Annotated in this window: 10 protein-coding genes; 2 read left to right on the top strand and 8 right to left on the bottom strand. The window is 35.9% G+C overall.

Annotated elements, in window-relative coordinates:
- Positions 1-18 precede the first annotated feature (18 nt).
- The 8 genes from SIB89_RS08260 to SIB89_RS08225 all read right to left on the bottom strand — a co-directional run bounded on the left by SIB89_RS08260 (position 19) and on the right by SIB89_RS08225 (position 9,144).
- Positions 19-384, bottom strand: a complete 366-nt coding sequence (locus SIB89_RS08260; RefSeq protein ID WP_155088889.1) for a cupin domain-containing protein — start codon at positions 382-384, stop codon at positions 19-21.
- Positions 385-455: 71 nt separating this feature from the next.
- Positions 456-1,844: a magnesium transporter gene (gene mgtE, locus SIB89_RS08255; protein ID WP_412559417.1), complete on the bottom strand. Its 1,389-nt coding sequence runs from the start codon at positions 1,842-1,844 to the stop codon at positions 456-458.
- A gap of 87 nt (positions 1,845-1,931) precedes the next feature.
- Positions 1,932-2,705, bottom strand: a complete 774-nt coding sequence (gene rsmA, locus SIB89_RS08250; protein WP_412559416.1) for a 16S rRNA (adenine(1518)-N(6)/adenine(1519)-N(6))-dimethyltransferase RsmA — start codon at positions 2,703-2,705, stop codon at positions 1,932-1,934.
- A gap of 154 nt (positions 2,706-2,859) precedes the next feature.
- Complete coding sequence (locus SIB89_RS08245) at positions 2,860-3,180, bottom strand: DUF4286 family protein (RefSeq protein WP_412561864.1); 321 nt, start codon at positions 3,178-3,180, stop codon at positions 2,860-2,862.
- 53 nt (positions 3,181-3,233) lie between these two features.
- Positions 3,234-5,021 carry a tetratricopeptide repeat protein gene (locus SIB89_RS08240; protein ID WP_412561863.1) on the bottom strand — a complete coding sequence of 596 codons (1,788 nt, stop codon included), beginning with the start codon at positions 5,019-5,021 and terminating at the stop codon, positions 3,234-3,236.
- A gap of 564 nt (positions 5,022-5,585) precedes the next feature.
- Positions 5,586-6,857 (bottom strand): serine--tRNA ligase, encoded by a 1,272-nt coding sequence (gene serS, locus SIB89_RS08235; RefSeq protein ID WP_412561862.1) that lies wholly within the window; start codon positions 6,855-6,857, stop codon positions 5,586-5,588.
- Positions 6,858-6,935: 78 nt separating this feature from the next.
- The gene (locus tag SIB89_RS08230; RefSeq protein ID WP_412561861.1) at positions 6,936-8,243 is read right to left on the bottom strand and encodes an HTTM domain-containing protein; all 1,308 of its coding nucleotides are present in this window, start codon (positions 8,241-8,243) and stop codon (positions 6,936-6,938) included.
- Positions 8,236-9,144 carry a bifunctional riboflavin kinase/FAD synthetase gene (locus tag SIB89_RS08225; protein ID WP_412561860.1) on the bottom strand — a complete coding sequence of 303 codons (909 nt, stop codon included), beginning with the start codon at positions 9,142-9,144 and terminating at the stop codon, positions 8,236-8,238. Before SIB89_RS08225 ends, SIB89_RS08230 begins: the two co-directional genes overlap by 8 nt.
- A gap of 102 nt (positions 9,145-9,246) precedes the next feature.
- On the opposite strand from SIB89_RS08225, the gene SIB89_RS08220 reads away from it, so the two are divergent.
- Positions 9,247-14,196: a thrombospondin type 3 repeat-containing protein gene (locus SIB89_RS08220; protein WP_412561859.1), complete on the top strand. Its 4,950-nt coding sequence runs from the start codon at positions 9,247-9,249 to the stop codon at positions 14,194-14,196.
- Between the two features lie 29 nt (positions 14,197-14,225).
- Positions 14,226-15,128 carry a type IX secretion system membrane protein PorP/SprF gene (locus SIB89_RS08215; protein ID WP_412561858.1) on the top strand — a complete coding sequence of 301 codons (903 nt, stop codon included), beginning with the start codon at positions 14,226-14,228 and terminating at the stop codon, positions 15,126-15,128.
- The last annotated feature ends 32 nt before the right edge of the window (positions 15,129-15,160 follow it).

The following is a 15,160-nucleotide window of genomic DNA, read 5'->3' as shown; positions in this document are numbered from 1 at the left end:
TATGTCAAATCGTTAGTATTAAATTTCGGGATATTCAGTTTGCGTCATTTCATCTTTTACATTGCCAGTATGCGCTGTGTTCAATTTTTCAAACAGCATAAGGTGTACTTCTTCGCCATCTTTTGTTGACGGATTATGTTCCACACCTTTTGGAACTACAATGATCTCGCCTTCTTTAACGACCTCTGTACGGTCACGGAACTGCATATACAATGTTCCTTTGATCACTTGAAATAATTCATCTTCCTCATCATGGCTATGCCATACAAATTCACCTTTGATTTTTGCCAAAATCACTTGCATATCATCTACAGTTGCAATGCGATGTGGATGCCATTGCTTTGAAAACAAAGCGTGCTTGTCTTTAATGTTTATTGGTTTCATTCTATAAAATTAAACAATAAAAGATGCTGAAACAAGTTCAGTCTGACAAAGGAATAAGCAAAATCTAGAATTTAAATTCCCAAAATCATTTTAGCAATCCAGAAGTAAATCAATATCCCGAAGATATCATTGCTTGTTGTAATAAAAGGACCTGTGGCAATAGCAGGATCAATACCTCTTTTATCTAAAAATAAAGGTACGAATGTGCCAATTAAGCCTGCTACAATGATGACGGCAATCAATGATACGGAAATAGCAAGCGCTGTACTAAAATCTCCTTTGGTTGCCCAAACAAACAAAAATAAGAATATGGCTAAAATGGTTCCGTTTAATGCCGCTAATAACATCTCTTTTATTAATCTACTATTAACACTGCCTTTAACATCGTCGTTTGCTAAACCTTGTACGATAATAGCGCTTGATTGTACTCCTACATTACCAGCCATCGCAGCAATTAAAGGTGTAAAGAAGAATAAAACAGCATACTTATTAAATGCATCCTGAAAACCTTCCATAATTAAAAAGGCACCAACTCCACCAACTAGTCCTAAAAACAACCAAGGTAAACGTGCTCTTGTTAACTGAAGGATGCTGTCGTCCGCTTCTACACCTTGGGTAATACCTGCCGCTAATTGGTAATCCTTATCGGCTTCTTCCTTAAGGACATCTACAATATCGTCGATGGTGATTCTACCCAATAAAGTCTGGTTATCATCAACAACTGGGATGGCCTCTAAATCGTATTTCGCCATTACTCTTGCCACATCTTCCGCATCATCGTTAACGTTTACCCAATCTACATTCTCTTTAGCGATTTCAGCAATTTTCTGTTCGCTTTTGGCAACGATTAAATCTTTTAACGATAGACGGCCAATCAGTTTTTCAGCTTTATCAACAACATAGATAGAGTGCACACGAGTGACATCTTTGGCTTGTCCTCTTATACGACGCAAACAACCAGCAACCGTCCATGTTTCATAAACCTTAACAAGTTCTTTTGCCATTAATCCACCAGCAGTATCTTCATCATAAGCTAATAGCTCTTCAATTTCGGCTTTATGCTCTTGGTCTTCAATTTTTGAAATGACATCATCTTTACGATCTTCAGGCAGTTCTGCAATGATATCTGCAGCATCATCCGTGTCTAGTTCCTCAATTTCTTCAGCAATTTCTTTGGCAGAAAGGTGTTTTAAGATATTTTCTCGATTGTCCTCATCGAGTTCCATTAAAATATCTGAAGTCAACCCTGAGTCTAACAGTTTTATAATATATACGGCATCTTCAACATCTAGCTCATCTAAAATCTCTGCTATATCTGCGTAGTGATATTCATTTAAAAATAGTTTTATCTCTTTATCGTTTTCGTCTTCGATAAGAATTTCTACTTTTTCTATGAGCTCATCAGTAAGCTGAAACTGTATGTTGTCTTGGATGTCTTCCACGTGATGGTTTTTTGTCATTAAGAGAACGAAGGACGTGGTAATCTCATTAAGTTAAGTATTCTATTTAACAGATTGCCGCACTACGTTCGCAATGACGATACATTACTAGATGTCATTTTCTATAAGCGACGTCAGCTCAATAAACTGTGAAACACTTAATTGCTCTGGTCGCTGCCCAAAGATAGTATTTGCTTTTAAATTATCGGAAAGATTGAAGCTTTTTAAACTGTTGCGCAATGTTTTTCGGCGTTGTTGGAATCCGGTTTTCACTACCCTGAAAAATAGTTTCTCGTCACAAGGCAACTTATAATTCTCTTTTCGCTTTAGAAGTAGCACTCCAGAATCTACTTTTGGTGGTGGATTAAAAACATTTGGTGGCACGGTAAACAAGTACTCAGCATCATAAAAAGCTTGGGTCAATACGGAAAGAATGCCATAAACTTTAGACCCTTCTTTTGAACAGATGCGCAGTGCAACTTCCTTTTGAAACATCCCGGAAAATTCCGGAATTTGATTTCGCATCTCTAAAGTCTTAAATACAATCTGCGAAGATATGTTATAGGGAAAATTACCAATGATAGCGAAGGGTTGATCCTTGAAAATTTGGGTTAAGTCGTATTTTAAAAAATCCTTTTCATAGATTCTATTAGAAAGGTTGAGGTAGTTATTTTTTAGATACTCAACGGATTCTGTATCGATTTCTATGACGTGTGTGGTGATGTCTTTTTTGAGCAAATATTTAGTCAGCACTCCCATACCTGGGCCAATTTCTAAGACATCATTATAGCCATCTAAGGATAAGGTGTCGGCTATTTTTTGGGCAATGTTTTCGTCTTTTAGAAAATGTTGACCTAGATATTTTTTTGCTTTTACTGACATAAGTTATGGGTTCTCGCAAAGTCGCAGAGGCGCAAAGCGGTGTTTTGATGTATTTCTACAAAGATACACAGAGATGCACGGAGATTTGCTGGGAAGTTGTTTTTAATTAGCAAAATGGTGACGTTCATAAACTATGCTACTTTGCGAGCATAGTTTAATTAAAATCTACAGAATACTCATCAATAACTTCGAGTTCTGTTCTAAAGGCTAACATTTTATCTGCAAATTTTTCTAAGCCTGCTTTTCTGAGTCCTTCGGCATCATTGGCATAATAATCTTCTAAGGCTTCTCTACTGTGCGCTCTATATTGAATGGAATACGTATCCGCATCGTCATCTTCTACCAAAACCTTGGTGAGCTTAGCTTCTTTAAATTTACCTGTAGCCAATACTTGTGGAATGTGTTCTTTTATCCACGCTAGCCATTCTGCGTTTATGCTTTTATCTATGTTTACGGTGACGTTGTAAATTATCATAATTTCTAATTTTCAAATTCCAAATAGTGCTATTGGAATTTAGTTTTTGAGATTTAGTTTATTGTATCACCTCTAAGCATCCTAAACTTCTTTCGCGCTTCAATAAAGTAGATGCTGTCCTCAAACTCAAAGATAATTTTTTCGTAGAGTTGTTTGGCGTCTTCGGGTTTTGCCAAATGGGTGTTATAAAGTTCTGCTAAATAGTAATGTGCATCGTCCGCTAATATGTCTTCTTTCCAGTCTTTAATAATGAGAAGATAATTAGCTTCGGCTTTGTTGTATTGCTTTTTATTTTCAAAGAGTTTGGCTTGTTTAAACAAGGTTTGGTCAATGATACTTTCGCCTTCGTGTTCTTCTAGGATTTTATCCAATAGCGAAATAGCCTCATCTGTTTTATTCTGAAAGGCATATAAATCTGCTTTGGCATAATGTTTTAATGCGGTTTGTAAGCTGTCTTCAAACTTATTATCAGAAATAAGAAGTTTTAAGTCCAGCGCATCATTGGCAATCAATTGTGAGGTTGAAGATTTCAAAATCTTAAGTTGTGATTCTGCCCAATCAAAATCGCCTTTGTAATAACTTGTTTTTGCAACTTTGAATCGTGCTTCTTGCGAAATGGTACTGTTCTTTAAACTCAGTTGAATTTGAGAATAGAATATTAGGGCTTCATTAAAGCGTTCCTGTAGCACCAAAATATCAGCCAATAACAATTTTACCTTCGCTTCTTGAAATTCGGAAATATTCAACTTTAAACTTTGGCGCAAAAAGGCTGTTGCACTTTCTGTATCTTTTTGATGAAACGCTAAAAATTCACCATAAGCTAGCTGTAAAGGTAAGGTCAGTTCTGATTTTCCGTAGTCTTCAAATAAGGTATTGAAAGCGTTATCAATTCGATTGAGTTCTTTTTCCGAAGTTGCATTTTTGGTGTCAATTTCTAAAATATATTGGTGTGCCGTCAACGCTGTACTGGCATCTTGCGTGGTTTCTAAAATGAAATTGAAAATATCTTTAGAGGTTTCGTGGTCATTGTCATTTAGCGCAGTAACAGCAAGTTCTATGATACGGTCTAAACTTTCTGGATTACGTTTGTAAAGTGCTTTTTCTTGAATAAAGGATTTATTATAGGCTTTTTCCTGGACATAGAGCCAACTTAATAAATCGTACCAATATGGGCTCGGCTCTTGCTGAATTTTCTTTAGCAGCAAACGTCTTAAATAGATATTATTTTCGTTGTCCTTATTTTCGGATATAAAATCGCTAACGGCTCGCTTAATGTTGTTGAGGTAATTGGGTCTATAGGCAACATAATCGATGTAGTTTTCAAACATTTTTTCAATCTTACCTTGGTCACCATAAATGCGTGCTAATTGAATGCTGTAGTTTTTATCCGGAGTTAATAATTTGCTTCGGTCATACACTTGTATGGCTTCATCTAAAAGCGAATGATCTTCGAATTTTTTAGCAATGCTATAGATGTAATTCGGGTTTTCATCAACGAAAGCAATGGCTTCATTATATAAATTTTTTGCTCTGGCTAAACTATCCTGAAGTTGATAATTATAACCTAATTCTACAATTAGAGTTGGATTTCGTCGTTTGGCTAAACGCTGTACAAGTATATTTTTAGCTTCCTCAAATTGCTCTAACTGCTGATGGGTTTCAACAAGCTTATATACATATTTGTAACTATATGGCTTTTCTTTATTAAGATTTTGGTAGATGACAAGTGCTTTTTTAAACTCACCTTTTTTATAATAGCTGTCAGCAAGCACCTCACTATTTTGACCAAAACCAAAATTGAGCGCGAAAAGGAATACTATATATAAAAAAATCTTTTGCATTGAAGCGTTTTTATCCGTTGTGCATTTTGCGCATTTTCATCAATTTTCCCTATCCCTAAAGGGTATATTGATGAAATTTTTGGTTCATCCTTTAGGATTGAGGCAAAAAAGCAAAAATTTCACCTATATTATTTAAAGAGTTGTCTTCAAAATGCACAACGGATAGTTTTTGTAAATATAACTAATGCGGATTTTAGATATTGTGAAATCTTAGTTAAATCAGTTTATAAAAAAATGCCTAAACGTACGTTTAGGCATTTTGACCAGCAAAATAAATGTGCTATTAACCATTATTCGTTATAAATATGATTCAATTACTTTGTCTAGGTGTTTTTACTATTTTTAATATTGTTACTAATTATAGTTAAAACAAAACTTTGCTTACCATAACAACTAATGCAACGAGTAATACAATGCGTTTAATGTTTTTCATAATTAGGTTACGTGTCGATTTGGAATGCTAACATAGCCGAAAATAATTAAAATAAACGAAGAAATACACTAAAATTCGATAAAAAACACTTTTTTTTAACAATTTAGTCAGAATCCCTTAAGTTTCAGTAATTAGGAAATCATGTCAAAACCAGTATATGGCACTAAAACTTCGGGGATTTTAATACCGTCTTTGATTTGGTAGTTTTCTAGAATTCCGGCTAAGACTCTTGGTAGTGCCAGTGAACTTCCGTTAAGTGTATGGCAAAGTTCATTTTTACCTTCGCTGTTTTTAAAACGTAATTTTAAGCGATTGGCTTGGAAAGTTTCAAAATTTGAAACCGAAGAAATTTCTAACCATCGATCTTGTGCTGTTGAAAACACTTCAAAATCGTAAGTCAATGCAGAAGTGAATCCTAAATCGCCACCACATAATCTTAAGATACGGTATGGTAGTTTTAATTCTCTTAAAATATCCTTTACATGTTCTACCATGCCATCTAAAGCGCTATAGGAATTATCTGGATGCTCAACTCTCAATATTTCAACCTTATCGAATTGGTGTAAACGATTCAATCCTCTAACATGCGCTCCGTAACTACCAGCTTCTCTTCTAAAACAAGGTGTGTAACCTGTAATACTTTTAGGCAAATCACTTTCGTTTAAGATGGTATCCCTAAAAATATTAGTTGCAGGAACTTCGGCCGTTGGGATTAAATACAGATTATCTGCCGTGACATGATACATTTGCCCTTCTTTGTCTGGCAACTGACCAGTACCAAAGCCAGATGCTTCATTTACTAAATGAGGTACTTGAATTTCTGTATAACCAGCTTCAGTATTTTTATCTAAGAAATAAGTAATAAGGGCACGTTGTAACTTTGCTCCTTTGCCTTTATAAACTGGGAAGCCAGCACCTGTGATTTTGTTACCTAATTCAAAATCTATGATGTCGTATTTTTTGGCGAGTTCCCAATGCGGTAAAGCTCCTTCATATAACTTTGGCACATCTCCTTCTCTAAACGTTTCCTCATTATCTTCGTCTGTGTTACCAGCTGGCACCATGTCATTGGGCACATTAGGTATAAGATACAACAGCTGAGAAAGTGCATCTGCTTTGTCATTGAGTTCTTGCTCTAAGGTTTTTGTTGTTTCCTTGAGTTGGGTTGTCTTCTCTTTTAAAAGATTTGCTTTTTGTGCTTCACCAGACTTAAACAAATTGCCTATTTCCTTAGACAGGGTGTTAGATTCTGCTTTTACATTATCTAACTTAGTTTGAAGTGCTCTGCGTTCTTCATCTAAAGTAATAGCGTCATTGACCATTTGAGTAGCATCAATATTTCGTTTGGCTAAACGTTTTATGATATCTTCTTTATGTTCTCTAATAAAGGCAACTTGTAACATAGTTTAAAATTTGAATTTACGCCAATTAGCGCAAGAAAAACAAGCCACAAAAGTAATAAGATTTTAAGCGGATAAAAACTATTTTGAAGGCAATATCCAGTCGTGATGTTTAAAATGATGCCATTCTTCGCTGGCGAGGTCAACTTTTGGGTCTATGAGTTGTTTTGCAGGTTTACCATTTACGCTAACGTAAGACCTTACATATACCTTAACCGATTTCCCTTTTTTGGCAAAATCTTCTTTTAAACGTTGAGCAAATTGCCAAATAATGTCAGGTTTTGCACTTGCACCACGTTGTTGTTTTTTGGTAAGATAATCGTCTAATTTTATAGGAATTTGCTGATTAGTTGCTTCATCAATAACCCTATACTTTGTGGAGCCACTCTTTGCCCTTAGCATCATTCTCCAAGACAGACGATGCCCTTCTTCTGTCCATAACACATCATCCTTAAAAAAGTGATGGCGAAGCGGAAGCGCAATATGAATTAAAAAGTAAATTGAAAAAAACCAAACCAAAATATTGCCGTGCTTTGGCACAATCACTTCTTTGGAATTATAGTACGGTTTCTTTTTCAAGAATATATCCCTAATAGTTTTAGGTTCAAAAAAGAACAGACTAAAGGCTAAAGATAAATACGGGAAAATACCAATTTGAAACACTATGGAGTTAAACAGATGAAAGAATATAGAAGCAAAAAAAGCATACTTTCTTGTAGGTTTAAAGAGCAATAACGGAATAATTAATCCATCAAACAAAATGCCACCGTAAGCGATGCCATAATGAACCCAGCTTTGCTGTAATATATCACCAATTAAAGGGTAGTTGGCCTTGCTTTTCATCAGTAGTGCAGGTACAGAAGCATCCAGCCAATCCGGATATAATTTTGCGATAGAAGCATACGTATAAAGTATAAATAACTGAATGATAAAAACCCACTTACACCAACTGGGCATGGATAATCGTTTTAACGACGGATTCAATTTTACGTCCAGAGAGGCATAGCGATTGGCAGGCAAAAACACCATTAAATAACTGAGGATAAATAACAAGTAGTAATGGTTGTTGTATGATGACTTCTGCATCAGGTAGGTGGCCGTCCACATCGTAGCGAACATAAACATGCTAAAGCGGTATTTGTAGCCAACCATTATGAGCAAACCGAATAGGCCCATAACTATATAATAAACATACATCCAATTACCTGGTAAAGGTTGCAGCCATTCAAAGCCGATGAACGAAAAGGTAAATTCAGGTTCAATAAGCGTACGTCTAATCCAACCTGTGAACACAGCACCAATGGCTTCTAAGGCGCAAAGAAACCCAAAGACAATTCTAAATACAATAAGACCAGAATTGTCAATATGTTTAAATAGGAAGTTATTCATTTTGCTTTTCTATATATTCCATGGCGTTGTTCATATCGTCATGCAACTGCGTTTTAAGTGCTTCCAGGTTACCGAATTTTTGTTCACTTCTTAAACGTTTGAGGAATTCAATTCTTAACTCCTGATTGTAAATATCTTTTTTGAAATTGAAAAAATGAACCTCAATAGAACGCGATTTACCATCGACAGTAGGATTGGTGCCAATGTTCATCATGCCGTACACATTAGAGTCTCCAATCATTGATTTAACCACATATACACCATCACATGGAATTAATTTGTAAGACTCCTTAATGAATATGTTAGCTGTTGGAAAATCTAATGTACGCCCTAAACCTTTACCTTTGATTACATTCCCAGTAATAAAATAATTATAGCCCAAAAACGAATTTGCAATAGCTACTTGTCCAGTTTCCAGTGCATTTCTAATTTTAGTTGAGCTCACAGTGACATCTTCAATATCTTGAGCTGAGATTTCTTCAACTTTAAAGTTGTACTTTTTTGCATAGGTTTTTAAGTCGTCAATATTGGCACTTCTGTTTTTTCCAAAATGATGGTCATAGCCGATTACAATTTGTTTAATATTTAGTTCATCGACCAAAATATTCTTCACGTAATCTTTAGCTGAGAGATCTGCAAATTCTTCAGTAAATTTTTTAACTACTACCTCTTCAATGTCAAATGACTTTAATAATTCTATACGTTCATCAATTGTGTTGAGCAATTTAATCTTGTCATTTTTTTTCAGAACCATTCGTGGATGTGGGAAAAGTGTTAAAACCACTGGTGTGTAGTCATTTGCTGTAGCTAGATTTACAACACGTTTTAGTATTTTTTGATGTCCAATATGGACACCATCAAAGGTTCCGACAGTAACAATTTTTGCTGAATTCGCAATCAAGAGCTTAATCTTATGAAGTTCTAATATTTTTTTAATAATCTAATTTGTCTTTGTTAAAAAAACCATAAATTCGAGGAATTTTAATTTTCTACACAAAAACTTATGAAAACAAAGCTACATTTTGTTTTGTCATTATCCATGTTTTTATCGGTATTTTCTGCTTTTGCTCAACAGGGTTATTGGCAAAAAACCAATGGAATAGATTTAAACAGTAATGATGAAAAAACGACACTAAATCAAAAATTTTATCAGACATATCAATTAGATTTAGATGCATTTAAAGCTGAACTTGTAAATGCTCCATTGCGTTCTAATGTCACTACATCGTCAAACGCAAGGGTTTACCTTCCCAATGTTAAGGGTGAACTTGAGCAATTTATGGTTGTTGAAGCACCTGTATTATCAGAAGAACTATCTGAGTTGTATCCTGAGATAAAAACTTACATAGGATACAGTATAGAAAATCCAGGAACCAGAGCACGTTTTAGTGTTACACCTCAAGGAGTGCAAACACTAATATCCTATCCTAACGAACCAATGAACTTTACGGTACCGTTAAGTAAAACTGATAATGGTTCATACATCGTTTACAGTAGAGAAGTAAGAACGGAGGGCTTAAAAGATTATGAGTGCCTCACTGAAAATGAGTTTTTGCCTATTGATACAAGTGGACTAGCAAGTAGAGATGCGGATGACCAAACCTTGAGAACGTTTAGAATTGCGATTTCAACTAATGGTGAATATACCAACTTTTGGGATGATGGAGATAACTCTAATGGAGATGCACAAGCAGATGCGCTTGCCCAAGTCGTTTCTACATTAAATAGAAGTAATGAAGTATTTGAAGTAGATATGGCAGTAACATTTACCTTAGTAACAGGTACTGAAATTATATATCCAGATGCTTCTTCAGATCCTTATAGCGGAAATTTTAATGGTGAATTACAGTCAACTTTAACAGCAAATGTAGGTGAAGCCAATTATGACATAGGACATCTATTCGCTTTTGGAGGTAATAACGGTAACGCGGGTTGTATTGGATGTGTCTGTGTAGATGGACAAAAAGGAAGTGGATTTTCATCTCATTCATTTCAAGATAATGATGGTGGGCCTTATATGTCAGACTTCTTTGATATTGATTATGTACCACATGAAATTGGTCACCAGATGGGTGGAAATCATACTTTTTCTCAAGGTAATGAAGGACAAGGTGTAAATGCGGAGCCTGGTAGTGGTACAACCATTATGGGTTATGCAGGTATTACTGGTGCTAATGATGTACAAGATCATTCAGATCCTTATTTTCATTATTATACAATTCTTCAGATTTTAACCAATTTAGAAACTCGAACTTGTTGGGTTGGTACTGCTATTAGTAATAATCCACCAGTGGCAGATGCTGGCTCGGATTATACAATTCCAACAGGAACAGCATTTGTTTTAAGAGGTGCAGCTACTGATGCTGATGGAGGCGACATCTTAACTTATACTTGGGAACAAATTGATGATGGTACAACCACATCAGGAAATTTTGGGCCTGATAAAACTACAGGTGCTGTTTGGCGATCTAGACCACCAAATACATCACCAGATCGTTATATGCCAATTATAGAGCGTGTAGTTGCTGGTCAATTGACAGAAACGAACCCAGTGGAAACTGTGGATAATACGTCTTGGGAAACAGTATCTAATGTTGGAAGAGCATTAAATTTTGCATTAACGGTAAGAGACCGAAGTGAAGCAAATGGTGTTGGACAAACGCCACAGAGCGACTATGATACTATGACAGTGAATGTAGAAGGTACCGCTGGCCCATTTGTAGTTACTTCTCAAACCACCAACGAAACTTGGGATGCTGGTTCAAACCAGACAGTAACTTGGGATGTAGCTGGTACAGATGGAGGTGCTGTAAACACTCCAACTGTAAATATTCTATTATCAACCGATGGAGGCTTTACCTATCCATTTGTAATGGCAACAGACGTGCCAAATGATGGTTCGCATGATGTAACTGTACCTATTACAGGAAGTGACTCTTCAACAGCAAGAGTTAAAGTAGAAGGGAATAACAACATTTTTTACGCTATTAATTCAACAAACTTTACGCTACAAGAATCAGAATTTGTATTAAATGTAGCAGATAGTTCAATAGATGTTTGTACGCCAGATGATGTGGTATATAACTTTACTTATAACACCTTCCTTGGGTTCACAGATGAAACCACTTTTAGTGCTACTGGATTGCCAGCTGGTGCTACTGTTGTGTTTTCACCGACATCAGCAACAGTTGATGGAACTGCAGTAACTGTAACAGTATCAGGAACTGGCAGTTTAGCTATTGGTAACTATCCTTTTACCTTAGTTGGAACTTCAGGTGGAATAACTAAAACAGCTGATGTAGAGTTTAATGTTTATGACTCTAATTTGGCGACACTTAATATATTGACACCTGCTGCTGGTGCTACAGATGTTGATGCATCTAACGGAGTAGTATTTACATGGGATGCTGATCTAAATGCAACTGCTTACGAAATAGATGTTGCTACAGATGCTGCTTTTACAAATATAGTTGCAGGTACAGTGGTAAACTACCCAACATTTACAGCAACAAACTTAAATATTGTAACAGAATATTTTTGGAGAGTTAGAGGAGTTAATGATTGTGGTACAGGAGCTTATTCAGAAGCTAGTTTTACTACAGCAAATATTATTTGTGGATCTTTTGATTCTACAGACACACCTATTGATATCCCAGACTCCAACACATTTGGGGTTAATTCAGTAATCAACGTTCCGACCACATCTATAATCTCAGATGTAAATGTAACGGTAAATGTATCTCACGAATGGACAGAGGATATTACGCTGAAGTTAATTGCACCAGATGGAACGGAAGTTTTACTCACAGCAGGTAATGGTGCAGATGGTGATAACTATACAAATACAGTTTTTGATGATGAGGCATCTACTCCTATAGGAGCTGGGACTGCTCCATTTACTGGGAGTTTTCAACCCGATGGAGATTTATCTGTTCTTAATGGAGGATTCTCTGGTGGTGATTGGACCTTAAATGCTTCAGATACTATAGCTTTTATTGCAGGAACATTAGATAGTTGGTCTTTGGAAATCTGTGGAATTCCTCAAGCAGATAATGATGATGATGGCATTCCGAACGATGCAGATAACTGTCCAGATGTTGCAAATTTTGATCAAGAAGATTTAGACAACGATGGAATAGGAGATGTTTGTGATGATGATATTGACGGTGACGGAGTATTAAATGTTGATGATAACTGTCCTTTGATTGCTAACGCTGATCAAGCAGATGAAAATGGAAATGGTCTAGGAGATTTATGTGATACATTATGTGGAACTTTTGATTCTGCTGATACACCTGTTAACATACCAGATAATTTTGAAGGTGGAGCGGATTCTAACATTGATTTTTCTGGCGCCTATGAAATTACAGATGTCAATGTTATAGTAAACATAACACACACATTCGATGGCGATTTAACATTGGTGTTAACGAGTCCATCAGGTACTTCAGTGATTCTATCAGACCAAAACGGTGGGGGTGGAGACAACTATACTGCTACCGTATTTGATGATGATGGAGATACAGCTATTCAAGCTGGCGCACCACCATTTACTGGGTCTTTTATACCTGAGGAAGCTTTATCTGCCTTTAATGGCGAACCTTCGGGTGGTGTATGGACACTTAATGTTGCTGATGGATTTGGAGCTGATACAGGTACAATTGATAGTTGGACACTAGAAGTTTGTGGATTTGAGCAAGATGATAATGATAGTGATGGTATTCCTAATGCTGAGGATAACTGCCCTGATACTGCCAATACAGATCAAGCAGATTTAGATAATGATGGAATAGGTGATGTCTGTGATGATGATATAGATGGTGATGGAGTATTAAATGTTGATGATAATTGTCCAGGAAATGCTAACCCAGAGCAAACAGATTTTGATGGTGATGGAATTGGTGATGAGTGTGACGAAGAGTGTACCAATGGAACTTCACTAGATACACCAATTGATATTGCTTCTTCAGGAGATGATGCAGATTACTTTGCTACTATTGATATCGTGGAAAGTTTAATAATCACAGACGTTAACGTAACAATCAATATTGAGCACGATTGGGATGCAGATTTAGATATTTCTATAACAAGTCCTGATGGCGTAACGGTTGATTTATCCTCTGGAAACGGTGGAGGTGGCGATGATTATATCGATACGGTATTTGATGATGATGCAACTTCACCTATCACAGCAGGATCACCACCATTTACTGGTTCTTTCCAACCAGAAGGTGATTTAAATTCATTTAATGGTGACTTTTCAAACGGAGTTTGGACGATTACAGTTTCTGATACATTTGGAGCGCTTGATGGAGGTGTGATCAATTCATTGTCAATTGAGGTTTGTGGAACAAGAGACCCAAATGATTTTGATGGTGACACTATTTTAAATGATGATGATAACTGTCCGTTAGTTGCGAATACTGATCAGTCTGATATAGATGGTGATGGAATTGGTGATTTGTGTGATGATGACATGGATGGCGACGGTATTTTAAACGTTGATGATAATTGTGCAATGATACCTAACCCAGACCAAGCAGATAACGATCTTGATGGTATAGGAGATATTTGTGACGATGATGATGATAATGATAATGTGTTAGACGAAGAAGATAATTGTCCTTTGGAGGCTAACCCTAGTCAATCAGACCTTGATGGAAATGGAGTTGGTGATGTTTGTGATAATATGTTACCTAATGATGTGCTAACACCTAATGGTGATGGTATTAATGATACCTGGATTGTAATTAATGCTGAAAGATTCCCAAGCGCATCTGTTAAAGTTTATAATAGATGGGGTAATGAAGTATATAGCACTAAAGGATATAGTAACGATTGGAATGGATCTTATAATGGTGAAACTTTACCAACAGGTTCTTATTACTATTCTATAGACCAAAACGGTGATGGTACAGTGGTACTTACAGGATGGATATATTTAACTCTTTAATAGCATATAACTTAAATAAAATGAACACAATGAATTTTTATAAAAACACTTTAATAATAATTGCAATTCTTTTGTTTGGGTCTGTATATGCTCAACAAGAACCCAACTATACTTTGTATAGATATACAATGAATGTTATAAATCCTGCTTATGCAGGTGCCGATGGTAACACGAGCCTGACATCAAATATTAGAAGTCAATGGGTTAATGTGGAAGGTGCGCCAGAAACTCAAAGTTTCTTTTATGCTCAGTCTATTGGTGATAAAATAGGTGTAGGTGTATCTTTGGTAGCTGATCAAGTATTTATTGAAAGTCAAACGAGTTTTAATATTGATTTTTCTTATCGACTGCAAATCTCAGAAGCTACAGACCTGTTTTTGGGTTTAAAGGCAGGTGGAAGTACATATGATATAAATAGAGATAACCTATCAAATTTTGGTTTTCAATCCGATCCGGCATTAAGTAATATAGACACTGGTTTTAGACCAAATTTTGGAGCTGGTGCATACTTAATGAACGATGATTATTTTGTTTCTCTTTCTATACCTAGTATTTTATCTAGCGAAAGAATTGATGAATCAGAAGGAAGAGTAACTCAAGCTACAGAAGAGGCTCATGTGTATTTGTCTGGTGGTTATAATTTTTCCATAAGTGAAAACACAGAGTTTAGACCTTCTACTATTATTAGATATGTAAGTGGAACTCCATTGTCTGCAGATATTACTGCAGCTTTTAGATTTTACAAGAGGTTTGAAGTTGGAGCTGCTTATAGAACAGATGAAGCTTTCGCTGGATTAATGATGGTTAACTTAGCCGACTGGATGGATATTGGCTATGCTTATGAAAGTTCTACTAGAGATGATATTTCTAATATGAGTAATGGGACACATGAAGTTTTAGTGAGATTTAATTTTAAGAATAAATCTGATTAAGACAGTTCTTATAAAATAAAAAAGACCGCAAT

It is taken from the genome of Winogradskyella sp. MIT101101, from assembly GCF_047126865.1.
GTDB classification, from domain to species: Bacteria; Bacteroidota; Bacteroidia; order Flavobacteriales; family Flavobacteriaceae; genus Winogradskyella; species Winogradskyella ouciana.
Note: the sequence above shows the minus strand (reverse complement) of the source record. Positions and strands in the feature narration are given on the sequence as shown.